General features: G+C 71.4%; 21 protein-coding genes. 7 read left to right on the forward strand and 14 right to left on the reverse strand.

Translation table 11 applies throughout. The features are described from left to right. Positions 1-29 precede the first annotated feature (29 nt). From AC1DP1_RS00765 to AC1DP1_RS00785, 5 genes are all read right to left on the reverse strand, one after another. Positions 30-713 (reverse strand): GAF and ANTAR domain-containing protein, encoded by a 684-nt coding sequence (locus AC1DP1_RS00765; RefSeq protein WP_477505215.1) that lies wholly within the window; start codon positions 711-713, stop codon positions 30-32. 164 nt (positions 714-877) lie between these two features. Continuing rightward, positions 878-1,753 carry an alpha/beta hydrolase gene (locus tag AC1DP1_RS00770; RefSeq protein WP_477505679.1) on the reverse strand — a complete coding sequence of 292 codons (876 nt, stop codon included), beginning with the start codon at positions 1,751-1,753 and terminating at the stop codon, positions 878-880. After that, entirely contained in the window at positions 1,753-2,394 is a 642-nt protein-coding gene (locus AC1DP1_RS00775) for an NADPH-dependent F420 reductase (protein WP_477505216.1), read from the reverse strand. The genes AC1DP1_RS00770 and AC1DP1_RS00775 overlap by 1 nt, the downstream gene beginning before the upstream one ends. Before the next feature lie 39 nt (positions 2,395-2,433). Further along, the gene (gene metG, locus AC1DP1_RS00780; protein WP_477505217.1) at positions 2,434-4,254 is read right to left on the reverse strand and encodes a methionine--tRNA ligase; all 1,821 of its coding nucleotides are present in this window, start codon (positions 4,252-4,254) and stop codon (positions 2,434-2,436) included. Between the two features lie 76 nt (positions 4,255-4,330). After that, the gene (locus AC1DP1_RS00785; protein WP_300046143.1) at positions 4,331-4,930 is read right to left on the reverse strand and encodes a mycothiol-dependent nitroreductase Rv2466c family protein; all 600 of its coding nucleotides are present in this window, start codon (positions 4,928-4,930) and stop codon (positions 4,331-4,333) included. Between the two features lie 79 nt (positions 4,931-5,009). On the opposite strand from AC1DP1_RS00785, the gene pepN reads away from it, so the two are divergent. Together pepN and AC1DP1_RS00795 are read left to right on the forward strand one after the other, a co-directional pair. Next, on the forward strand, positions 5,010-7,586 hold the full coding sequence (gene pepN, locus AC1DP1_RS00790; protein WP_477505218.1) for an aminopeptidase N: 2,577 nt from the start codon (positions 5,010-5,012) through the stop codon (positions 7,584-7,586). Between the two features lie 80 nt (positions 7,587-7,666). Then, the gene (locus tag AC1DP1_RS00795) at positions 7,667-8,305 is read left to right on the forward strand and encodes a transcriptional regulator (RefSeq protein WP_477505219.1); all 639 of its coding nucleotides are present in this window, start codon (positions 7,667-7,669) and stop codon (positions 8,303-8,305) included. 4 nt (positions 8,306-8,309) lie between these two features. Here the strand turns inward: AC1DP1_RS00795 and AC1DP1_RS00800 are convergent, their stop codons facing one another. Together AC1DP1_RS00800 and AC1DP1_RS00805 are read right to left on the reverse strand one after the other, a co-directional pair. Continuing rightward, complete coding sequence (locus tag AC1DP1_RS00800; protein WP_457185041.1) at positions 8,310-8,693, reverse strand: DUF5130 family protein; 384 nt, start codon at positions 8,691-8,693, stop codon at positions 8,310-8,312. Beyond that, entirely contained in the window at positions 8,680-9,069 is a 390-nt protein-coding gene (locus tag AC1DP1_RS00805; protein WP_477505220.1) for a hypothetical protein, read from the reverse strand. The genes AC1DP1_RS00800 and AC1DP1_RS00805 overlap by 14 nt, the downstream gene beginning before the upstream one ends. A 31-nt stretch (positions 9,070-9,100) precedes the next feature. On the opposite strand from AC1DP1_RS00805, the gene AC1DP1_RS00810 reads away from it, so the two are divergent. After that, positions 9,101-10,222 carry a mechanosensitive ion channel family protein gene (locus AC1DP1_RS00810; RefSeq protein ID WP_477505221.1) on the forward strand — a complete coding sequence of 374 codons (1,122 nt, stop codon included), beginning with the start codon at positions 9,101-9,103 and terminating at the stop codon, positions 10,220-10,222. Positions 10,223-10,253: 31 nt separating this feature from the next. After that, a complete protein-coding gene (locus tag AC1DP1_RS00815; RefSeq protein WP_477505222.1) occupies positions 10,254-10,631 on the forward strand; it encodes a globin in 378 nt (125 codons plus the stop codon). Here the strand turns inward: AC1DP1_RS00815 and AC1DP1_RS00820 are convergent. Together AC1DP1_RS00820 and AC1DP1_RS00825 are read right to left on the reverse strand one after the other, a co-directional pair. Continuing rightward, positions 10,615-11,475, reverse strand: a complete 861-nt coding sequence (locus tag AC1DP1_RS00820; RefSeq protein WP_477505223.1) for an acyl-CoA thioesterase — start codon at positions 11,473-11,475, stop codon at positions 10,615-10,617. The two genes, AC1DP1_RS00815 and AC1DP1_RS00820, sit on opposite strands and share 17 nt — an antisense overlap. A gap of 46 nt (positions 11,476-11,521) precedes the next feature. Then, complete coding sequence (locus AC1DP1_RS00825) at positions 11,522-11,704, reverse strand: hypothetical protein (RefSeq protein WP_477505224.1); 183 nt, start codon at positions 11,702-11,704, stop codon at positions 11,522-11,524. A gap of 136 nt (positions 11,705-11,840) precedes the next feature. Here AC1DP1_RS00825 and AC1DP1_RS00830 point away from each other — a divergent pair, with 136 nt between their 5' ends. Genes AC1DP1_RS00830 through AC1DP1_RS00840 form a run of 3 tightly spaced genes read left to right on the forward strand, consistent with a single transcriptional unit; the run spans position 11,841 to position 14,239 of the window. Further along, the gene (locus tag AC1DP1_RS00830; protein WP_477505225.1) at positions 11,841-12,437 is read left to right on the forward strand and encodes a TetR/AcrR family transcriptional regulator; all 597 of its coding nucleotides are present in this window, start codon (positions 11,841-11,843) and stop codon (positions 12,435-12,437) included. Between the two features lie 60 nt (positions 12,438-12,497). Further along, positions 12,498-13,712 (forward strand): acetyl-CoA C-acetyltransferase, encoded by a 1,215-nt coding sequence (locus AC1DP1_RS00835; RefSeq protein ID WP_477505226.1) that lies wholly within the window; start codon positions 12,498-12,500, stop codon positions 13,710-13,712. A 35-nt stretch (positions 13,713-13,747) separates the two neighbouring features. Beyond that, on the forward strand, positions 13,748-14,239 hold the full coding sequence (locus AC1DP1_RS00840) for a MarR family winged helix-turn-helix transcriptional regulator (protein WP_477505227.1): 492 nt from the start codon (positions 13,748-13,750) through the stop codon (positions 14,237-14,239). Positions 14,240-14,287: 48 nt separating this feature from the next. On the opposite strand, the gene ettA is transcribed toward AC1DP1_RS00840, so the two are convergent. The 5 genes from ettA to AC1DP1_RS00865 all read right to left on the reverse strand — a co-directional run bounded on the left by ettA (position 14,288) and on the right by AC1DP1_RS00865 (position 21,356). Continuing rightward, entirely contained in the window at positions 14,288-15,970 is a 1,683-nt protein-coding gene (ettA, locus tag AC1DP1_RS00845; RefSeq protein ID WP_300046161.1) for an energy-dependent translational throttle protein EttA, read from the reverse strand. A gap of 66 nt (positions 15,971-16,036) precedes the next feature. Next, positions 16,037-16,486 carry a single-stranded DNA-binding protein gene (locus AC1DP1_RS00850; RefSeq protein WP_477505228.1) on the reverse strand — a complete coding sequence of 150 codons (450 nt, stop codon included), beginning with the start codon at positions 16,484-16,486 and terminating at the stop codon, positions 16,037-16,039. A gap of 175 nt (positions 16,487-16,661) precedes the next feature. Beyond that, positions 16,662-18,317, reverse strand: coding sequence for a YfjP family GTPase (locus tag AC1DP1_RS00855; RefSeq protein WP_477505229.1), 1,656 nt, complete (start codon positions 18,315-18,317; stop codon positions 16,662-16,664). Positions 18,318-18,360: 43 nt separating this feature from the next. After that, positions 18,361-20,241 (reverse strand): dynamin family protein, encoded by a 1,881-nt coding sequence (locus AC1DP1_RS00860; protein WP_477505230.1) that lies wholly within the window; start codon positions 20,239-20,241, stop codon positions 18,361-18,363. Next, positions 20,238-21,356 carry a PrsW family intramembrane metalloprotease gene (locus AC1DP1_RS00865; RefSeq protein ID WP_477505231.1) on the reverse strand — a complete coding sequence of 373 codons (1,119 nt, stop codon included), beginning with the start codon at positions 21,354-21,356 and terminating at the stop codon, positions 20,238-20,240. Before AC1DP1_RS00865 ends, AC1DP1_RS00860 begins: the two co-directional genes overlap by 4 nt. Positions 21,357-21,400: the final 44 nt, after the last annotated feature.

The raw sequence follows: 21,400 nt of genomic DNA on the forward strand, positions 1-21,400 counted from the left end.
GCAGAGGCGGACGGGCGAGACGCAGGGGACTACGGCGCGTTCGCCTCGTCCACGAGCTCCTGCGCGATGGCGCGGAGCTTGATGTTCCGGTGGGACGAGGCACGGACCAAGAAGGCGAAGGCGCGGTCCTCGTTCATCTCGTAGCGCGTCATGAGGATCCCGATGGCCTGGCCGATGACACGGCGCGTCTGCAGTCCCTCGGTAAGACTTGCGCGCTCCTGTGCGTGTCCGAGCGCAATGGCTGCGTGGGTGGCGAACAGCCCAGCGAGCGCCCGCGCGTCACCAGTCACCTCGTCGGAGATCGTGGAGTAGAAGCTGATGCCACCCAGGGTGTTCTCGTCGAGGTAGAGCTTGACCGCCATCTGGGACCGGACACCTGCCTCGAGGGCTTGGGGCACGTACCGGGGCCATCGCTGTTCCTGATCGAGGATCGACACGGACACCGCGTCGGTGCCCTGGAGCACCGCGGAGCACGGGCCTTCGCGCAGCGCGTACTGCACGGCATCGAGCCGCAGGACGAGGCCACTGGTGCATGCCTCGGTCTCGATCGTCCCCTGCTTCTCCACCGTGGAGATGCCTGCGTGGTCGAACCCCGGCACCGAGTTGCAGGCCACCTCGACGATCGTCTGCATGGTCTCGTCGAGGCTGCGGGGTTTGTAGAGCGTCCGCGCTGCCTCGGCGATGGACTGGGCGAAGTCGGATGTCGTGAGCACGGGGACTCTCTCGGTGCGCTGGAAGTGAGGCACACAGAGAGGCGCTCGTACGAGCCCTGCAGACCATCCGTCGGCTCGGAGGTGAGTCGGGCGGCTCTGCCAGTGTACTCCGCGGACGGGCCCTCTCCCGACGTGCGTGGATCCGTTCGCCAGGGCGCCGCCGCTCAGCTCGCCGTGAGGTGCTGGTCGAGCCAGCCGGCCACCTGGCGCACCAGCGGCTCGGAGGCGGTGAACGTGGCGTGCCGCCAGAAGCCGTGGGTCTGGCCCAGGCAGCGGATGCCGACGACCTCGACGCCCGCCTCGGCGATCCGCCGGGCGAGCTCCTCCCCCTCGTCGCGCAGCGGGTCGGCCTCCGCGGTGGCGACGAAGGTGGGCGGCAGGGTGTGGAGTCGGTCGGAGAGCAGCGGCGCGAGGTCGGGGTCGTCGTAGTCGGCCTCGGTGCGGGCGTACTGCTCCCAGTACCAGGTCGCCTCGGCCGGGTCGAAGCCCGACTCCTCCCCCTGTCGCCACGACGGGTAGCCGGCGCGCGGGTCGAGGAAGGGGTAGACGAGCGCGACCGCGCTGAAGAAGCCGGGGTTGCGCAGGGCGGCGACCAGGGCGAGGTTGGCGCCGGCCGAGTCGCCGTGGGCGGCGTACGGCCCGGGCGCGCCCTCGCGGCGCAGCCAGCCGACGACCGTGTCGAGGTCGTCGGGCGCTGCGGGGAACGGGTGCTCGGGCGGTCGGCGGTAGTCCACGCTCAGCACCGCGCGGCGACCCCGGTTGGCCATGCGCCGGGAGATGCCGTCGTGGACGTCGATGTCGTTGAGCACGAAGCCGCCGCCGTGCGCGTGCACGACGAGACCGGGCACGGGGTCGGCAGGCAGGTAGAGCCGGCACCGCACCCCGTCTGCGTCGACGTCCTCCACGGACGCGACGTCCTCGCGTGGCAGGCGCAGGTTGGCGAGCCGGGCCTCCTCGCGGTGCGCGGCGAGGTCGAAGCCGGGCGCGCCGAGCCCGCCGCCGACGTCCGCTGCCACCGCGGCGCGGACCTCGGGGTACATCACGACGGTCGCACCACCTTCAGGTTGAACTCCGCAGTCCCGAGGGCGCCCATCAGCCGCAGCCACAGCGGCAGCCACATCTCGGTGCCGCGCGCGGTCTCGAGCCCGCCGAGGTCGATCACGTCGCGGTGACCGAGCTGCGTGAGCAGACCTGTCACCAGCCGCTTGGCGTCGGCGTCGTCGCCGCTGACGAACACGGTCGTCGGCTCGGGCAGCCGGTCGGGGTGGACCATCAGCTCGGCGGTCAGGGTGTTGAGCGACTTGACCACGCGGGTGTCGGGGTACGCGCGCTGCAGCTGCTCGGCCAGCGAGTCGGTGTCCTTGACGGCCAGCGTGGGCGGGAACCCGGCAGAGAAGTCGAGCGGGTTGGAGATGTCGAGCAGCACGGTGCCGGCGAGGTCGCCGGCCTGCCCCAGCAGGTCGAGCGCGGCCAGTCCGTTGCCGGCATGCACGACGAGCTCCGCACCTGCGGCGGCCTCGGCGAAGGTGACGAGCTCGACGCCCGGCAGCTCCGTCCAGCCGTCGCGGGCCCGGGTGGCCGCGGGGTCGCGGGTCCCGAGGCGGACGGAATGTCCGAGCTCAGCCAGTCGTGGGGCGATCGCGCGACCCACCGAACCGGTGCCGAGGACTGCGACCTGCATGACGACCTCCTGGGGATCGGTCAGGTGGGACGGGGTTGCTCAGAGGGAGGCCGCGCGGGCCAGCTCCTCCTCGACGACCGACGGGTCGAGCTTGGTGAAGACCGGAGTCGGCTTGGCGACCTTCGCGCCGATCACGACCGGACGCGACTCCCACGCCGGCGTCGAGGTGTACTCGCCGGTGATGACGGAGTACGACCTGTGCCCGGCGCCGTTGTCGGGCTCGAGCTCGTCGACCTGCTCGATGCGCGGCATCGGCATGAACTCGCCCTCGCCGCCGAGCACCGTGTGCACCTTGTTGGCGGCGTGGGGCAGGAACGGCGACAGCAGCGTGTTGCAGTCGCTCACGCACTGGGCGGCAACGTGGAGGACGGTGCCGAGGCGCTCGCGCTGCGCGTCGTCCTTCATCTTGTAGGGCTCGGTGACCGTGAGGTACTTGTTCACCTCGCCGACGACCCGCATCGCCTCGGCGATCGCGGCCCGGAGCCGGTGCTTCTCGACCAGCTCGCCGACCGACGTGAAGCCGTCACGGACCGTCGCGAGCACCTGCTCGTCGACCTCCTCGAGCGGGCCGGCAGCGGGGATCTCGCCGAAGTTCTTGGCGATCATCGTGGCGGTGCGGTTGACCAGGTTGCCCCAGCCGGCGACGAGCTCGGAGTTGTTGCGGGTGACGAAGTCGGCCCACGTGAAGGCGGCGTCGGAGGTCTCCGGGCCGGCGGCGCAGATGTAGTAGCGCAGCGCGTCGGGGCTGTAGCGGGCGAGGAAGTCACCCACGTAGATGACGTTGCCCCGGCTGGTGGAGAACTGCGAGTCGCCGAACGTCAGGAACTCGCTGGAGACCACCTCGGTCGGCAGGTTGAGCGTGCCGAAGGGGCCGGGCTCGCCGCCCTTGTCGCCCGCACCGTTGTAGGCCAGCAGCTCGGCCGGCCAGATCTGGGAGTGGAAGACGATGTTGTCCTTGCCCATGAAGTAGTAGGACTCCGCCTCCTGCCCTCCATCAGGCGCCGGGTTCCACCACTCGCGCCACTTGTCCGGCTCGCCCAGACGACGGGCCCACTCGATGGAGGCCGAGAGGTAGCCGATGACGGCGTCGAACCAGACGTAGAGCCGCTTGGTCGGCTGGTCCTCCCACCCCGGCACCGGGATCCCCCAGTCGATGTCGCGGGTCATCGCCCGCGGCCGGATCTCCTTGAGGATGTTCTGGCTGAACTTGATGACGTTGGGCCGCCACAGGCCGGTGGCCTCGCGCTGGTCGAGCCACTCCCCCAGCGCCTCGGCGAGCGCGGGCAGGTCGAGGAACCAGTGCTGGGTGTCCTTGAACTCCGGGGTCTCGCCGTTGATCTTCGACCGCGGGTCGATGAGGTCGGTCGGGTCGAGCTGGTTGCCGCAGTTGTCGCACTGGTCGCCGCGCGCCTCCTTGTAGCCGCAGATGGGGCAGGTGCCCTCGATGTAGCGGTCCGGAAGGGTGCGCCCGGTCGAGGGGCTGATGGCGGTCTTCGTCGTCTCCTCGACCATGTAGCCGTTGCGGCGGCAGGTCTCGAACATCTCCTGCACCACGGCGTAGTGGTTGCCGGTGGTGGTGCGGGTGAAGAGGTCGTACGACAGCCCGAGTCCGCAGAGGTCGTCGACGATCACCTGGTTGTACTTGTCGACCAGCTCGCGGGCGGGCAGGCCCTCGTTGTCGGCCAGCACCAGGATCGGGGTGCCGTGCTCGTCGGTGCCGCTGACCATGAGGACGTCGTGGCCCGCCATCCGCATGAACCGGCTGAAGACGTCGGAGGGCACGCCAAAACCGGCGACGTGGCCGATGTGGCGCGGGCCGTTGGTGTACGGCCAGGCGACGGCAGACAGGACACGGGTCATGGGGGCAAGCCTAGTGACCGGACGCCACCCGGTTTCCCCGGGTGGCGTCCGTGATCAGGTCGGGTGACCGGGTGGGTCAGCTGAAGTCGAGGTCGCCGGTGCGCGAGCGCTTCAGCTCGTAGAAGTAGGGGAACTTCGCGACGGCGACCGCGCCGTCCCACAGCTCACCGGCCTCCTCGCCGCGCGGGATCTTGGAGAGGACGGGGCCGAAGAACGCGGACCCGTTGATGTGGATGGTCGGGGTGCCGACGTCGTCACCGACGGGGTCCATGCCCTCGTGGTGGCTCTTGGCGACGGCGTCGTCGAGCGATGCGTCGTCCCAGGCCTCGATCAGGTCGGCCGGGAGGCCGACGTCGGCGAGCGACGCGGCGACGGTCTCCTTCGAGAGCTCCTCGCCGTTGTTGTGGCGCCGGGTGCCGATGGCGGTGTACCAGTCACCGAGGGTCTTGTTGTCGTGGTCCTCGGCGATCTTGATCGCGACGCGGACGGGCTTCTCGGTGCCCTGCAGCATCTCGCGGTAGCCGTCGGGGATGTCCTTGTCCTTGTTGAGGTAGGCCAGCGACATCACGTGCCACTGCACGTCGATGTCACGGACCTGCTCGACCTCGCGGATCCAGCGCGAGGTGATCCAGGCGAACGGGCAGAGCGGGTCGAACCAGAGGTCAGCGGTAGCCATGTCCACAACAATTCCTCGCCCCGGCCACCTATTCCCCACCGATGCGTGCGCCGCCACACCCCGGTGGCAGGATGCCGACATGCCTGGAACCAACCTCACCCGGGACGAGGCCGCCACCCGCGCCGCCCTCCTGGACGTCACGGCGTACACCGTCGACCTGGACCTGACGTCAGCCACCCAGCCCGAGGCGGCCACCTTCGTCTCCACCACCACGCTCGAGTTCACCTGCCGCGAGCCCGGGGCCGGCACCTTCGCCGACCTGGTCGCCCCCACCGTCCGCGAGATCACCCTCAACGGGCGCAGCCTCGACCCCGCCACGGCGTACGCCGACAGCCGCATCGCGCTCGACGGCCTCGAGGAGACCAACACGCTCGTCGTGACCGCGGACTGCGCCTACTCCAACACCGGTGAGGGCCTGCACCGCTTCGTCGACCCGGCCGACGACAAGGTCTACCTCTACAGCCAGTTCGAGGTGCCCGACGCCCGCCGCGTCTTCACCACCTTCGAGCAGCCCGACCTGAAGGCCGTCTTCACCTTCAACGTCACCGCCCCGTCGCACTGGGTCGTGGTCTCCAACGCCGCGACGCCCGAGCCCGAGGCCGCCCAGGACGGGCAGGGCGGCGCGTCGACCTGGCGCTTCCCCACCACCAAGCGGATGTCGACCTACATCACCGCGATCGTGGCCGGTGAGTACCACGGCGAGTTCGACACCTACGAGGGCAAGTTCGGCACCATCCCGCTCGGCCACTACTGCCGCCAGTCGCTCAAGGAGCACATGGACACGGCCGAGCTGGTCAAGCTCACCAAGCAGAGCTTCGAGTGGTTCGAGGAGCAGTTCGACTACCCCTACCCGTTCGGGAAGTACGACCAGCTCTACGTCCCCGAGTACAACGCCGGGGCGATGGAGAACGCCGGCTGCGTGACGCTGCGCGACGAGTACCTCCCCCGCAGCCGCCAGCCGCGCTCGTTCTTCGAGTTCCGCGCCTCGGTCATCACCCACGAGATGGCCCACATGTGGTTCGGCGACCTCGTCACCATGAAGTGGTGGGACGACCTCTGGCTCAACGAGTCGTTCGCCGAGTGGGCCTGCTACTGGTGCGAGGCCAACGCCACCGAGTTCGACGACGCGTGGACCGGCTTCGCCAACGCCCGCAAGCAGACCGGCTACCGCGCCGACCAGCTGCCCTCGACGCACCCGATCGCGGCCGACAACGTCGACCTGCACGCGGTCGAGGTCAACTTCGACATGATCACCTACGCCAAGGGCGCCTCGGTGCTCAAGCAGCTCGTCGCGTGGGTCGGCATCGACCCCTTCCTGGAGGGCCTGCGCAGCTACTTCAAGGAGTGGGAGTACGGCAACCCGGAGTTCAAGGACCTGCTCGCCACCCTGGAGAAGTCCTCGGGCCGTGAGCTGCAGGGCTGGGCCCAGGAGTGGCTGCAGACCGCGGGCGTCAACACGCTCGCCCCGTCGTTCGAGCTCGACGCCGACGGCGCCTACACGGCGTTCGCGGTGAGCCAGACGGCCCACGAGGACTGGCCGACGCTGCGCCGGCACCGGCTCGGCATCGGCCTCTACGACACTGTGTCCGAGGGTGATGGCGACGGCCGCCTGGTGCGTCGCGACTACGTCGAGATCGACGTCGAGGGCGCGAGCACCGAGGTTCCGGAGCTCGTCGGGGTGAAGCAGCCGGCGCTGCTGCTGCTCAACGACGAGGACCACGCCTACGCCAAGATCCGCCTCGACGAGGGGTCGCTGGCGACCGCGATCGCGTCGCTGTCCACCTTCGAGGACTCGCTCCCGCGTGCCCTCGTGTGGGGTGCCGCGTGGGACATGACCCGCGACGGCGAGATGCGCACCCGCGACTGGGCCGACCTGGTCCTGGCCAACATCGGGCAGGAGACCGACGCGTGGGCGGTGACCCGGATCCCCGCGTCCACCGCGCTGGCGATCAACTTCTACTCCGACCCCGCGCACCGTCCCGAGCTCAAGGCGACGTGGGAGACCGGTCTGCGCGAGCTGCTGCTCGCCGCCGAGCCCGGTAGCGACCACCAGCTCACCTTCGCCCGGTCGTACGCCGGCGCCGCCCACAGCGACGCCGCGGTCGGCGACCTCATCGGCCTGCTCGACGGGTCGTTCGAGGTCGACGGACTGGCCATCGACCAGGACATGCGTTGGGCGCTGATCACGGCGCTCGCCAAGCAGGGTCGCTTCGGTGACGCGGAGATCGACGCCGAGCTCGAGGTCGACAAGACCATCTCGGGCAAGGAGCAGGCCGCCGCGGCCCGCGCCGCGCAGCCGACGGCGGAGGCCAAGGCCGCCGCGTGGGACGCGCTCCTCGACCCGTCGACGCCCAACGAGACGTCGCGCGAGATCGCATTCTCGATCTTCCGCTTCGGCCAGGAGGACGTGCTCGCGCCCTACCTCGAGAAGTTCCTCGCCGCGTCGGAGACGCTCGTCGACACGCTGGGCTTCCACAAGGCCTCCACGATCCTCGAGTACGGCTTCCCCAAGCCGCTCGGGTCGGAGGCCACCCTCGGCCGGCTCGACGAGTGGCTCGCGGACAGCTCGGCGCCCAAGCAGGCGCAGCGCTACGTCGGCGAGGCGCGTGCCGAGATCGCCCGGGCGCTGGCCGCCCAGCAGCACGACGCGCGCTGATCCTCGCGCTCAGCAAGGTGGAGGCCTGAGGTCACGGTGTGACCTCAGGCCTCCCCGCATCTCACCGGGAGGCTGCCCACGTGCCGGACGAAGCGTCGCCAGCCGCCGCGTTGACCCTCCACGCCGTACGACTGCTGGGGTTCGCGGACACGGACCGCGTTGCGGCGCGCTACGGGCTCGACCGCGACGGCACCGCGAGCCTCCTCGAGGACTTCCGGGCCGACGGCTGGGTGCGGAGGAGCGAGTTCGCGGGCACCGCCGGTTGGTCGCTCACCGACCTGGGTCGGGCGGAGGACGAACGCCTCCTCGCCGACGAGCTGGCCGCCTCCGGGGCTCGCGAGACCGTGGCCCAGGTGCACGAGCGCTTCGTGCCGCTCAACGCCCGCTTCCAGGCCGCGGTCACACGCTGGCAGCTGCGACCGGTCGGCGGCAGCTCCTTCGCCGCCAACGACCACACCGACTTCCGCTGGGACGACCGGGTGATCGCGTCACTCTGGTCGGTGGGGCGTCGACTGGGTGCGCTGGAGGACGACCTCGCGCGCGCCCTTCCGCGCTTCGCGGGCTACGCGGCGAGGTACGACGCGGCGATGACGCGCGTCGTCGCCGGCCAGCACCAGTGGGTGGACGGCGTGGCCACGGACTCGTGCCACCTCGTCTGGATCCAGCTCCACGAGGACCTGCTCGCCACCCTCGGCCTGGAGCGCGGCGACGGGCTCTGAGCCGTCAGGCGTGGAGGGTCGTCTGCGGCCGCGCGTGCTCGGCGAGCATGGCGATGCCACGCTGGAGGCCGACCAGCATGTTGCCGGCGGCGAACTCCGACGCCATCTCCAGGACGGCCAGCTCGACCTCGGCGTCGGTCAGGTGGCGGCGCACCTCGCCGCCGGTGACGACCTCGATGACGCGGCGGCGCGGGTCGGCGAGCACCAGCACGCTCCTGGCCGGCACCACGAGGCGGTTGTGGAGGCGGGTGGCCCAGGCACGGGTGTCGTCGCCCTCGACGGGGCCGACGTAGACGGAGAACTCGAAGCGGCAGGTCTGCTCGGCGAGACGGATCGTCTTGTCGAGGGCCAGCCGGTCGGACTCGGTCAGCGCGTCACCAGCGGCCACTTGCGCCACCCGCCCGGGAGTCCTGGCCGTCGGGCGCCGGGAGCTCGGCGACGCCCTGGCGGGGTCCGCCGATCCACTGCGGCTCGCCGGCCGAGTAGTCCGGCAGCAGCTTCTCGCCGCGGACCATCGAGGGCAGGTAGACCGCGACCGCGATCACCGCGAACAGCAGCAGAGGGAGCCCCAGGTACAGCCCGAGGGCGTGCAGCGGGTCGAGCTCGAAGGGCTGGGTCTGGCCGCCCCAGCCCTCCGGCACGTCGGCGTGGGCCGGCGCGGAGAGCAGGACGAGGACGGCGCCGGCGGCCAGGGCCGAGACACGGCCCGTCCGGCGGACGTGCGTGCTGCGGGGCGAGCTGGAAGGCCTGACGTGCGTGGTCACGGGCAACAGGGTATCGCCCATACTGGCGGGCATGCCTCACCCCCTCACCACCCCGTTCATTGCCATGACCGAGGCCTCCGGGAGCGAGACCAACCCCTGCGACGCCGGCGAGGACCTCTGCAACCTGACGTACGAGCAGACGGGCGACTCCACGCTCGCGACGGCCGCCGACTGGATCGTCGGGAAGCCGTCCGCCCTCCTGGGCCTGATCCTGATCGGACTCGTGGTCCGGTGGCTCCTCCACCGGCTCATCGACCGCATCGTCCGGAGGGCCGAGCACGGGATGCTGCCCAACCGCGTCAGCCGTGCCATCTCGGGCGGCCGGATGGGAGCAGCCCTCAACCTGAGCGAGGACCCCGGCTACACGCGACGGGTCCAGCGCGCGGCCACGATGGGGTCGCTGCTGAAGAGCATCGTCACCGGCGTGGTGCTCACCGTCGTCACGCTCATGTTCATCGCCGAGCTCGGCTACGACATCGCGCCCCTCATCGCCAGCGCCGGGATCATCGGCGTGGCCATCGGCTTCGGCTCGCAGGCGCTGGTCAAGGACTTCCTCTCCGGCATCTTCATGATCTTCGAGGACCAGTACGGCGTCGGCGACGAGGTCGACCTCGGTGAGGCCGCCGGCACGGTCGAGGCCGTCAGCCTGCGCGTCACGCGGCTGCGCGACGTCAACGGCACCGTCTGGTACGTCCGCAACGGCGAGATCCTCCGCGTCGGCAACATGAGCCAGAACTGGGCCCGCACGGTCCTCGACGTGGGCGTCACCTATGCCGAGGACCTCGCCCACGTGCAGCGGGTGCTCGCCGACGTCGCGCACGACCTCTGGGACGACGAGGACTTCAAGGGCCGCGTCATCGAGGAGCCCTCCGTGTGGGGCGTGCAGGAGCTCGGCCCCGACGGCGTGCTCGTGCGCGTCGCCCTCAAGACCGCTCCCCTCGAGCAGTGGGCGGTCGCCCGCGAGATGCGGCAGCGGATCAAGGCGCGCTTCGACCTCGAGGGCATCGAGGTCCCGTTCGCCCAGCGCGTGCTGTGGATCCGGGAGCAGGAGCGCCCCCACCCCTCGCTCACCGACGAGGAGGAGCAGCCGCCCGCCCGGGGTCCGGCGCAGACCGAGGCCGAGGTCGCCCCCACCGGAGAGACCCCGGCCTGAGCCCGCTGGGGCGGCACGGGAGGATGGTGGCGTGACGACCAGCTTCTACGAGGAGATCGGCGGCGAGCAGACGATCCGCACGATCGTGCACCGCTTCTACGCCGGCGTGGCCGACGACGAGCTGCTGCGCCCGATGTACCCCGAGGAGGACCTCGGACCTGCCGAGGAGCGGTTCACGCTGTTCCTGATGCAGTACTGGGGCGGCCCGACGACGTACGGCGACACGCGGGGCCACCCGCGGCTGCGGATGCGCCACGCCCCGTTCAGCGTGACGCCCGACGCCGCGCAGCGTTGGCTGGTGCACTTCCGGGCCGGGCTCGACGAGGCCGGGCTCACCGAGGAGCAGGACGCGAGGTTCTGGGACTACGTGACGCACGCGGCCCAGTTCATGGTCAACTCGATGGAGTGACGGCACCGACCATGTCGCGGAACTCCTCGGGCACCGGCGCCGGGCGTCCGGTCGCGCTGTCGATGCACACGCCGACCACCTTCGCGCGGGCCAGCACGTCGTCGCCGTCGCGGACGACGGACTCGAACACGACCGACGTGCTGCCGATGTGCGAGACCCAGGTCGAGCAGTCGTAGGGCTCGGCCCGGAAGAGGATCGGGCGCCGGTAGTCGACGTCGGTCTGCGCGACGACGAGGTGGTAGCCCTGGCCGAGCTCGCGGCCGCTGGCGACCATGAGCTGGATGCGCGCCTCCTGGAAGTACTCGAAGTACTTCACGTTGTTGACGTGGCCGTAGACGTCCACGTCGCTGAAGCGGACGTGAACCGGGTAGTGCCCGCCCGGCACGTCGACGACCTGGGGCGCGGCAGGCGGTCGCACCGGCTCGTCCGGCTCGAGCAGGCGGCCGAGCGACTCACGCTCCTCGGGGTGGAGCCGGCGCGGCCGCTCGGTGGCGAAGACGTACGGGGTGAGCACCGTGCGCGCCCGGAGGAACACGGTGCGCTCCCCCGCCTCGTCCTCCTCGAAGACCTCGTAGGCCATCGTGAAGCTCGCGGCGCGGATCTCGGTGACCCAGCACTCGATCGAGACCGGTTCGAAGCCGAAGGTCAGCGAGGACACGTAGGTCACCTCGTGCCGGACCACCACGACGCCCTCGGCCAGGTCCTCGGCACGGCTGTCGGGGGCGTGGGTGCGGAACATGTCCACCCGCGCCTCCTGGAGGTAGTCGACGTAGGTGACGTTGTTGACGTGGCCGAGCAGGTCGAGGTCGGCCCACCGGAGGGGGCAGCGGTAGAGATGGCGCACGCCCCGATCGTCGCAGATGTCGGGACGAGGCCGCGGCGGCCGACGATCAGTGGGCGAAGTGCAGGCGGCCGTAGTACGCGGGGATGGACTCACGGCGGGCCTTGCGGTCGCTGCGGGACTCGCGGAGGGCGACGGGCGCCACGGCGAGCACCAGGACGAGGCCCAGGACGATGACCGTCCCGGCGAAGGCGAGGTAGAGGCCCGCGGCGGTGGAGTCGAGGAGCTGCATGTTCGGTTCCTTTCTACAGGTGTAGAACTTCTACGTATGTAGAAGAATACGCCGCACCGCGAGGATCGCAAGTCGGGCCGGTAGTGTCCTGCGTCACCGCCGATCCCGACTCCGGTCGGCGCCCGAGGAGGACACCGTGAGCCCAGCGCGCGAGGAGCTGTCGCCGCGTCGCCGACAGATCCTGGCGGCAGCGACGACGGTGCTGGCGCAGCAGGGCAACCGCGGGCTCACCCACCGCGCGGTCGACCGCGAGGCGGGGCTGTCCGAGGGGAGCTCGTCGGCCTACTTCCGCACCCGCGACGCCCTGCTCCTCGCCCTGGGGGACGTCGTCGCGGACCGGCTGGCCGCCGACGTGGCCGCGCTGGGCACGCGGCTCGCGTCGTGCCCCGGAGACCACGAGCGCGCCGTCGCGGAGGTCTCCCGGCTCTTCTCGCGATGGCTCGGCGAGCCCGACCTGCTGGCCGCCCGGCTCGAGCTGACGGTCGCGGCCACCCGCGACGCGGCCCTCGCCGAGCGCTTCACGCAGTGGCGCGACGACCTGGTCCGCACCGTGCGCGGCGTGATGGAGGCGGCGGACGAGGACGGGGGCACCTCGGCCGAGACGCTCGTCGCGGCGCTGGACGGCGTCCTGCTCGCGTCGCTCCTGCTCCCCCAGCGGCGGCGTCGTGCCTTCGTCAGCGCGAGCGTCGAGCAGCTGCTGTCGGGGCTCGGACCCAACCCTGCGCAGACCTGAGCCCGGTGCCGCACTAGGGTGCGGAGAGACCGTGCAACCGCCCAGTAACCGGAGTTCTCCATGCCCGAGGCAGTGATCGTTTCCGCAGCGCGCACCCCCATCGGCCGCGCCAACAAGGGCTCGCTCAAGGACTTCCGTCCCGACGACCTCACCGTCCTCGCCGTGCAGGCCGCGCTGGACAAGGTCCCCGGCCTCGACCCCACCACGATCGAGGACCTGCTGCTCGGTTGCGGGCTGCCGGGCGGGGAGTCGGGCAACAACATGGCGCGCGTGGTGACCACCCTCCTCGGCCTCGAGGTCCCCGGCGCGACGGTCACCCGCTACTGCTCGTCGTCGGTGCAGACGACGCGGATGGCGTTCCACGCGATCAAGGCCGGCGAGGGCGACATCTTCGTCTCCGCCGGCGTCGAGACGGTCTCCCGCTTTGCGAAGGGCACCTCCGACCACATCCCCGACACCCGCAACCCGCTCTTCGCCGACGCCGGCGCGCGCACCGCGGAGCTCGCGAAGGGCGGCCAGGACTGGCACGACCCGCGCGAGGACGGCCAGCTGCCCGACATCTACGTCGCGATGGGCCAGACCGCCGAGAACGTCGCGCGACTCCGCGGGCTCGACCGCAAGGAGCTCGACGAGTTCGCCGTCCGCTCGCAGAACCTTGCCGAGAAGGCGATCGCCGACGGCTTCTGGGAGCGCGAGATCACGCCGGTCACGACGCCCGACGGCACGGTCGTCAGCAAGGACGACGGCCCGCGCGCCGGGGTGACGTACGACGCCATCGCCGGCCTCGACCCGGTGTTCCGCCCCGACGGCGTCGTCACGGCCGGCAACTGCTGCGCGCTGAACGACGGCGCGGCCGCCGTCGTCGTCATGTCCGACACCAAGGCGGCCGAGCTCGGCCTCACGCCGCTGGCGCGGATCGTGTCCACCGGCGTCTCGGGCCTCTCCCCCGAGATCATGGGCCTCGGCCCGGTCGAGGCCACCAGGAACGCGCTGAAGTACGCCGGGATGAGCATCGGCGACATCGACCTCGTCGAGATCAACGAGGCCTTCGCCGCCCAGGTCGTCCCGTCCTACCAGGACCTCGGCATCGACCTCGACCGGCTCAACGTCAACGGCGGCGCCATTGCCGTGGGCCACCCCTTCGGCATGACCGGGGCCCGCCTGCAGAACACGATGCTCAACAGCCTCGACTGGCACGACAAGTCCACCGGCCTGATCACCATGTGCGTCGGTGGCGGCCAGGGCATGGCGATGATCCTCGAGCGGATCTCCTGAGCCGTTCTGGCCCCGACTCGCACTACGCTGGCCCCATGACAGGGACGGGGCCGCGATGGCTCGACGACGACCAGCAACACTCCTGGCGTGCCCTGATGATGGGGATGACGCTCCTGGAGGAACGTCTCGACGACGACCTGCGGCGTGAGTTCAGCATGTCGCTGACCGAGTACGAGGTGCTCGTCCGGCTGTCCGAGCGACCCGGCCGGGCGATGCGGATGGCCCAGCTCGCCGACGCGATGGCGCACTCGCGCAGCCGGGTGACCCACACCGTCGCGCGCATGGAGGCGGTCGGCTACGTCACTCGCGGCACCACGCCCGAGGACGGGCGCGGCGTGGTGGCGACCATGACCGAGCAGGGCTACGACCTGCTCGTGCGCGCGGCGCCGTGCCACGTCGAGAGCGTCCGACGCAACATCCTCGACCTCGTGCCGGCCGAGGACTTCGCCGCCGTGGGCCGGGTCTTCGACCGGGTGTCCGACCACCTGGTCAACCGGCACCCGGAGTCGGAGCTCCGCACCTCCTGAGCCCGGAGCCCCAGCCGGCCGCTCGTTCCGCGCGGCCGGCTGCTCGGCTCAGTCGCGGGTGAGGCGGCGGTGCGTGACCCGGTGCGGGCGCGCGGCCTCGATGCCGAGACGCTCGATCTTGTTCTCCTCGTAGGCCGCGTAGTTGCCCTCGAACCAGAACCAGTTGGCCGGGTCCTCGGCGTCGCCCTCCCACGCGAGGATGTGGGTCGCCACGCGGTCGAGGAACCACCGGTCGTGCGACGTGACCACGGCGCAGCCGGGGAAGTCGAGCAGCGCGTCCTCGAGCGAGGACAGGGTCTCGACGTCGAGGTCGTTGGTGGGCTCGTCGAGGAGCAGCATGTTGCCGCCCATCTTGAGCGTCAGCGCGAGGTTGAGGCGGTTGCGCTCACCACCGGACAGCACGCCGGCCTTCTTCTGCTGGTCGGGGCCCTTGAAGCCGAACGACGCGACGTAGGCGCGGCTGTTCATCTCGAAGTTGGCGACCTTGATGAAGTCCAGCCCGTCGGACACGACCTCCCAGACGTTCTTGTTGGGGTCGATGCCGCCGCGGCTCTGGTCGACGTAGGAGATCTTGACGGTCTGGCCGACCTTCAGGGTGCCCTCGTCGGGCTCCTCCTGGCCGGTGATCATCCGGAAGAGCGTGGTCTTGCCGACGCCGTTGGGGCCGATGACGCCGACGATGCCGGCGCGGGGCAGCTTGAAGGAGACGTCGTGCATGAGCGTGCGGCCCTCGAAGCCCTTGCCGAGCTTCTCGGCCTCCAGCACGATGTCGCCGAGGCGCGGACCGGCCGGGATGTTGATCTCGGAGGTGTCGATCTTGCGCATCCGGTCGGCCTCGGCCGCCATCTCCTCGTAGCGCGCGAGACGGGACTTGCTCTTGGTCTGGCGGGCCTTGGCGTTGGAGCGCACCCACTCGAGCTCGCGCTCGAGGACCTTGGCGCGCTTGGCGTCCTTCTGGCCCTCGATCTTGAGGCGGTCCTTCTTGGTCTCGAGGTAGGTCGTGTAGTTGCCCTCGTAGGGGTGCGCCTTGCCGCGGTCGAGCTCGAGGATCCACTGCGCGACGTTGTCGAGGAAGTAGCGGTCGTGGGTCACGGCCAGGACGGCGCCCGGGTAGGACGCGAGGTGACCCTCGAGCCATTGGACGGACTCGGCGTCGAGGTGGTTGGTGGGCTCGTCGAGGAGCAGCAGGTCGGGCTGCTGGAGCAGCAGCTTGCAGAGCGCGACGCGGCGGCGCTCACCACCGGAGAGGTTGTCGACGAGGACGTCCGGCGGCGGGCAGCGCAGCGCGTCCATGGCCTGGTCGAGGCGGCTGTCGATGTCCCACGCGTTGGCGTTGTCGAGCTCGGTCTGCAGGTCGCCGGTCTCGGCCATGAGCGCGTCCTGGTCGGCGTCGGGCTCGCCCATCTCCATGTAGGCCTCTTCGAGGCGCTTCATCTTGCCCTTGATCTCGCCGACGGCCTCCTCGACGTTCTCCAGGACGGTCTTGCCCTCGCTCAGCGGCGGCTCCTGCTGCAGCATCCCGACGGTCGCGTCGGGGTCGAGGATCGCGTCGCCGTTGTTGGCGTGGTCGAGCTGCGCCATGATCTTGAGCAGCGAGGACTTGCCCGTGCCGTTTGGTCCGACGACGCCGATCTTGGCGCCGTGGAGGAACGAGAGGGTGACGTTGTCGAGGACGACCTTGTCACCGTGGGCCTTGCGCACGTTGCGCAGTGTGAAGACGTACTCAGCCATGCGGGCGAGCCTACGGGGAAGCGCCCCTGCGCCGACAATCGCACCCGTCGACCCCGACGGGACGGCTCACGCCGCCCGGGCCGGCTGCTCCGCCACGCCCGCGTCGTCGACCTCCGGTGCGGCGACGGGGGTGCTCACCGACGGGCTCGTGGGCTCCGCCGGGGCGCTGGGCCGGGTGAGCACGGTGGTGCCGTGCGAGAGGTCGTGGCCCACCGCCGTGGCGACGACCTCGAAGGACGTCTGCGGCTTGCCGTCGCGCTCCCAGACATCGGCCACGAGCCGACCGTGCACGACGACGGGGTCACCGCTGGCGAGTGAGGACGCGACGTGGCGACCGAGGCGGTTCCACGCCTTGACGGTGTGCCACGAGGTCGTGCCCTTCACCCACTCGCCGTCGAGGTATCGCGTCGGGGTGCAGGCCATCCGGAAGGTGACGACGGCTCGTCCGTCGGTCAGCTCGCGCAGCGTGACCTCGCCGCCGATCCAGCCGGCCAGGGTGATCTGGGTGTCGTTCATCGAGGTGCCTCCTGGTGTCCGCGGCAGCGGGCCTGCCGCGCTGTCTCCAAGGCTCAGGGCGAGGACCGACACGACCGGTCCGGCGACGTGAGGTCCTGTGGACGACGCGCGGACCGTGGCGCCTGTGGACGGCTGGTGGCCAGCGACCGGCTCATCGACCGGCACTTCGACCGGCTCAGCGCAGGGCGGTGGCGAGTCCCTCGCGGACCGTGGCGTAGGAGGCGAGCTCGGCCTCGATCGGCTTCACGACCATTTCCTCGGAGACCTCGGAGATCGCGTCGCGCAGGCGCTTGTCGGCCGCACGCGCCCGCGACCGGGCGGTCAGCGCGACCAGCCAGCGGCAGACCAGGGCCAGGAGCAGGCCGAGGGCGATCCCGCCGAGCAGCAGCAGGGTCGGCACCGGGAAGGCGCCGACCTCGGGCGTCGGCGGCTCGGGCAGCCGGGCGTAGGAGCCGAGGGCGAGGAGCGCGAGCCAGCCGGCACCGACGAGCGCGGCGATGATGAGGACGTACTGCAGGACGCGCACGAGGCCGGCCCACACGGGGATCTTCGTCGCACCGAGGTCGGTCGCGGAGACGGCGCGGTCGAGCCGGTCGTTGAGGTCGGGCAGCCGGGACACCGAGGCCGCGCGGACCGAGCTCGCCCACGACGGCGCCATGCCCTCCCCCACCTGGTCGGCCAGTGCGCGCACCTCGGTGTCGACGCGGGCGCGCTGCACGCCGGTCGCCTGCGGCACGGACGTGCGCGCGGCACCGGTCAGCTCCTTGCCGGCAGCGCCGAGGTCGAGGTGGAGACGCTTGAGCGGGTCGGGCTTGAGCCGGGAGAACCACGCCGTGACGGGCCAGCCGGTCGCGCGGTTGGCGCGCAGCCGGGTCGAGTCGGCGACGGCCTTGACCACCGTCGGGACACCGGCCGCGTCGGCGAAGGCGTCGTCGAGCGCGGCGACGCGCTCCTTGGACAGGGTGGGCACCTTGCCGGTGCCGGTCGCCGCCTCCAGGCGCTGGGCCGCCGAGCGAACGTCGGCCTCGAGCCGGGCCCGGGTGACCTTCTTCTCCGCCACGCGCTTGGCGATCAACGCGCGCAGCTCCTGGACGCCCCAGCCCTGGCGGGCACTGACCGGCAGCACCGGGACCCCGCCCAGGCCGTCGGCCTCGAGCAGGCGGCGTACGTCGTCGACCATGCCGGCGCGACGGTCCTCGGGCACGGTGTCGATGTGGTTGAGCACGACCAGCATCACGTCCTGGTGCCCGGCGAGGGGCTTGAGGAACCGGTCGTGGATGGCAGCGTCGGCGTACTTCTGCGGGTCGAGGACCCACACCATCATGTCGGCGAGCTGGACGAGCCGCTCGACCTCGAGGTGGTGGGACACCTCGGTGGAGTCGTGGTCGGGGAGGTCGAGCAGCACGACGCCGCGCATCTCGACGTCCTCGTCGGCCTTCGACAGCATCGAGTCGCGGGTGACCTGGTGGCGGGCGGGGATGCCGAGCCACTCCAGCAGCTCCTCGGCGCCCTGCTTGCCCCACACGACGGCGGTGGCCCACGAGGTCGTGGGACGGCGTACGCCGACCGCGGCCAGCTCGAGGCCGCTCAGCGCGTTGAAGGTGGAGGACTTGCCGGAGCCGGTGGCACCACCCAGCGCGACCACGGTGTGCTCGGCGGACAGCTTGAGCCGGCTCGAGGCGCGGGCGGCCACGGCGGTGGCGTCGTCGACCACGGCATCGTCGACCCGACCGCGCGCCGCCTCGGCGGCGCGCTCGAGTCCCTCGACGCGCGCGCCGGTGTCAGAGCTCCTGGTGACCAGCTTCTTGGCCCCTTCGAGCAACGACGTCATGAAATCCTCACCGTCCGAGTGGTGCTGCTGTGCGCCCCCAACCCTAGGGGGCGTGGTCCTCGGGCTCCGACACCCGGGCGGGCTCCGGCGCCGGGGTCGTGGCCGCCTCGGGGGCGCGGCGTGCCGAGGCGAAGCGCAGGTCGTCGACCTTGCGGGCGGCGGCGCGCATCCGCTCGGGCGTCTCGGGCGAGACCTCCATCGTGTCGAGCAGGTCGGTGTAGCGGCGGCGCTCGGCGTCGAGGAGGTCGCGCATGGACGCCTCGAGCTGGCGCCGGGCGCGCTCGGCCAGCGAGCGCACGGCCTGGTCGCCGAAGACCGCCTCGAGCAGCTTCTGCCCGAGGATCGCGGAGCCGCCGGCGATGCCGGCCTCGGCACCGGTGACACCCGCGGTGTGGGCGAACACCACGACCATCAGGGCCACGGACAGGCCGTTGACGCCGAAGGCGAGGAAGCGCGCCGTCGAGCGCTTCTCGGCGCCCTCGGTGCGGACCATGTCGAGCACGTCGGACTGCCAGTCGCGGACCGCGCGCTCGGCGCGGCGGCGGAAGTCGCGGGACGCCCGGCCGAGGTCCTCGCCGGCGTCGCGCAGCAGGATCTGTCCGGCGGCCGTGCTGCGCCAGGAGGCCTCGGCGCGCTCGGCGGCGGCCTCGGCGTGCTCGAGGATCAGCGTCTCCAGACCCGACTCGACCGCCACGGTGACCCGCTCGGCCTGCTGCGGCTTGCCCTTGACGGCGTTGACGACGCGGTCCCGGATCCAGCCGACGCGGGTCTCCAGCGATCGGAGCAGCTCGCCGGTGCCGACGAACTCCTGCCAGCGCGCCAGGACCTCGCCGCGCAGCAGGGTGCCGTCGGCCGACGCCTCGCCGACCGCCGTCACGGCCCGGTCGTAGGCCTCGTTGGCGTCCTCGCGTAGGCGGCGTACGGCGTCGACCTGCTCGGTGGCGGCGTCGGCCACCGAGTGCGTACGACGAGCGAGCGTGCGGATCGCGCCGTCGAGGGTCTGCTGCACCACCGACTGGCGTGCCTCCTCGTCGTCGGCGAGCGCGCGGAGCCACTGCCGGATCTCCCTCACCGACGACGAGGGCAGCAGCCCCAGCTCGGAGACCTCGCCCTCCTCGACGACGAAGAGCGGCGAGTCCTTGAGGCCGCGGCTGGCCAGCATCCGGGCGAGGTGCGTGGTGATGGTGTCGACCGCCTCGGGCGGGGTGCGGTCGAGGACGATGGCGACCGCGGCCGAGCGGTCCGCGGCCTTGCGGAGGAAGTCCCACGGCACCTGGTCGGCGTAGCGCGCGGCCGAGGTGACGAAGAGCCACAGGTCGGCGGCGGCGAGCAGCTGGGCCGCCAGCACGCGGTTCTGCTCCTCGACCGAGTCGATGTCGGGGGCGTCGAGGACGGCGAGGCCGGGCGCCATGGCAGGCGACGGCACGAGCTGCAGCGCGGCGGGGTCGTTGGTCTGGCGGTCGACCCGCTCGAGCTCGGGCAGCAGGCGGTCCTGGCCGAACCACTTCGCGTCGTCGGGGTGGTGGACGAGCACCGGCGACCGGGTCGTGGGGCGCAGCACCCCGGGGGTGGTGACGCGGGTGCCGACCAGGGAGTTGACCAGCGTCGACTTGCCCGCGCCTGTCGAGCCGCCGACGACCGCGAGCAGCGGTGCGTCGAGGGTCATCAGGCGCGGGATCACGTAGTCCTCGAGCTGGTCGACCATCTCGGCGCGGGCGCCGCGCTGCTCGTCGGCCCCGGGGAGCTCGAGCGGCAGCCGTGCCTCCTGCAGGGCACCGCGCAGGCGCACGAGCGCGGTCACCATCGCCGTCGAGGCGTCGGGGGTACGCCGCTGCTCGGGGACTTGCTCGGCGGCCCGGTCAGGAGCCTGGTCAGGAGCCTGCTCGGGGGCCTGGTCGTCGGTCCCGTCGTCGTCGTGGGTCATCGCGTGGGGACCACCTGTCCGGGGAAGGAGATGTAGGGGCGGATCCGACCGAGCTCCTCGACGTGCTCCTGCCCGCGCAGGGAGAAGTCGGAGGGTGCCGTGCCGCGCAGGTAGCGGTGGTGGAGGTAGCCGAGCTCGATGGCGGCGGCCTGGTACTCCCGCATGGCTCGCTCGGCGAGCGGGCCGCCCTGGTGGCGCGCCCAGCGGCGGGCGTGCCTGCGGGCGCGCAGGTCGACGAGCCACGGGATGTCGGTGGCGGGCAGCAGCCCACGGTCCGCGGCGTCCTGCAGGGCCTGGGCGAGCAGCGGGCGCTCGGACCGGCGCCGGTAGACCGCGAAGGCGACGACCCCGAGGAACACCGGGAACATCAGCGTGCCGTAGACGACGAGGAAGTCGCTGGTGCCGGAGACGGTGGAGGAGTTCCACACGCCGTGGAGGAGGGCGGCCAGCGCCAGGCCGACCACGGGCGCGAGAAGTCGTACTGAGGTCCGGCGCGAGGCGATCGCGAGGCCCACCCCGATGCCGACGAACGCGGTGAAGAACGGGTGGGCGAACGGACTGATCAGGCACCGCACGATGAAGGTCGAAGTCAGTGCCGTGGTCCCACCGGGGCCGAGTCCGTCGGTGCCGTCGTAGGCGGCCGCGAGGTAGAGGATGTTCTCCGTGTAGGCGAACCCGACGCCCACCATGCCGGCGTAGACGATGCCGTCGAGCACACCGTCGAGCTCGTGCCGGCGCCACCACAGGAGCAGGAAGAGGAAGGCCCCCTTGGTGACCTCCTCGGTGACGGGAGCGACGACTCTCAGCACGTCGCGCTCGGTCGCACCGCCGGCGAGGCCGAGGCCCTGGAACACGATGGCCGCGCCGGTGGCGGCGAACGCTCCCCAGAGCAGGCCGGCGACGAGCAGGTTGCGGGGCTCGGGCTCGTAGCGGTCGAGCCACATGAAGCAGCCGACGAGTGGACCGACCGGGACCGCCGCGAGCAGCGCCGCCAGCGCCAGCGACCCGGGGGCACCGGACAGCGCGACGACCACCGCCATGACGATGGCCCCGAGGAGCACCAGTGCGGCCACCACGACGGTGAACACGACACTGTCGCGGCGGCCTCGTTTCATGGGTCCGACCCTAACGGAGCAGCCCCCTCCGACCCGCCTTGCCG

This window comes from Nocardioides sp. P4_G10, assembly GCF_056401175.1.

Coding starts and splice junctions, on each gene's coding strand:
- AC1DP1_RS00770 (WP_477505679.1), bottom strand. CDS start 1,753: ATGTACCCCGAGGTCCGCGCCGCGGTGGCAGCGGACGTCGGCGGCGGG.
- AC1DP1_RS00775 (WP_477505216.1), bottom strand. CDS start 2,394: ATGCAGGTCGCAGTCCTCGGCACCGGTTCGGTGGGTCGCGCGATCGCC.
- metG (WP_477505217.1), bottom strand. CDS start 4,254: ATGACCCGTGTCCTGTCTGCCGTCGCCTGGCCGTACACCAACGGCCCG.
- AC1DP1_RS00785 (WP_300046143.1), bottom strand. CDS start 4,930: ATGGCTACCGCTGACCTCTGGTTCGACCCGCTCTGCCCGTTCGCCTGG.
- pepN (WP_477505218.1), top strand. CDS start 5,010: ATGCCTGGAACCAACCTCACCCGGGACGAGGCCGCCACCCGCGCCGCC.
- AC1DP1_RS00810 (WP_477505221.1), top strand. CDS start 9,101: ATGCCTCACCCCCTCACCACCCCGTTCATTGCCATGACCGAGGCCTCC.
- AC1DP1_RS00825 (WP_477505224.1), bottom strand. CDS start 11,704: ATGCAGCTCCTCGACTCCACCGCCGCGGGCCTCTACCTCGCCTTCGCC.
- AC1DP1_RS00835 (WP_477505226.1), top strand. CDS start 12,498: ATGCCCGAGGCAGTGATCGTTTCCGCAGCGCGCACCCCCATCGGCCGC.
- AC1DP1_RS00840 (WP_477505227.1), top strand. CDS start 13,748: ATGACAGGGACGGGGCCGCGATGGCTCGACGACGACCAGCAACACTCC.
- ettA (WP_300046161.1), bottom strand. CDS start 15,970: ATGGCTGAGTACGTCTTCACACTGCGCAACGTGCGCAAGGCCCACGGT.
- AC1DP1_RS00850 (WP_477505228.1), bottom strand. CDS start 16,486: ATGAACGACACCCAGATCACCCTGGCCGGCTGGATCGGCGGCGAGGTC.
- AC1DP1_RS00855 (WP_477505229.1), bottom strand. CDS start 18,317: ATGACGTCGTTGCTCGAAGGGGCCAAGAAGCTGGTCACCAGGAGCTCT.
- AC1DP1_RS00860 (WP_477505230.1), bottom strand. CDS start 20,241: ATGACCCACGACGACGACGGGACCGACGACCAGGCCCCCGAGCAGGCT.
- AC1DP1_RS00865 (WP_477505231.1), bottom strand. CDS start 21,356: ATGAAACGAGGCCGCCGCGACAGTGTCGTGTTCACCGTCGTGGTGGCC.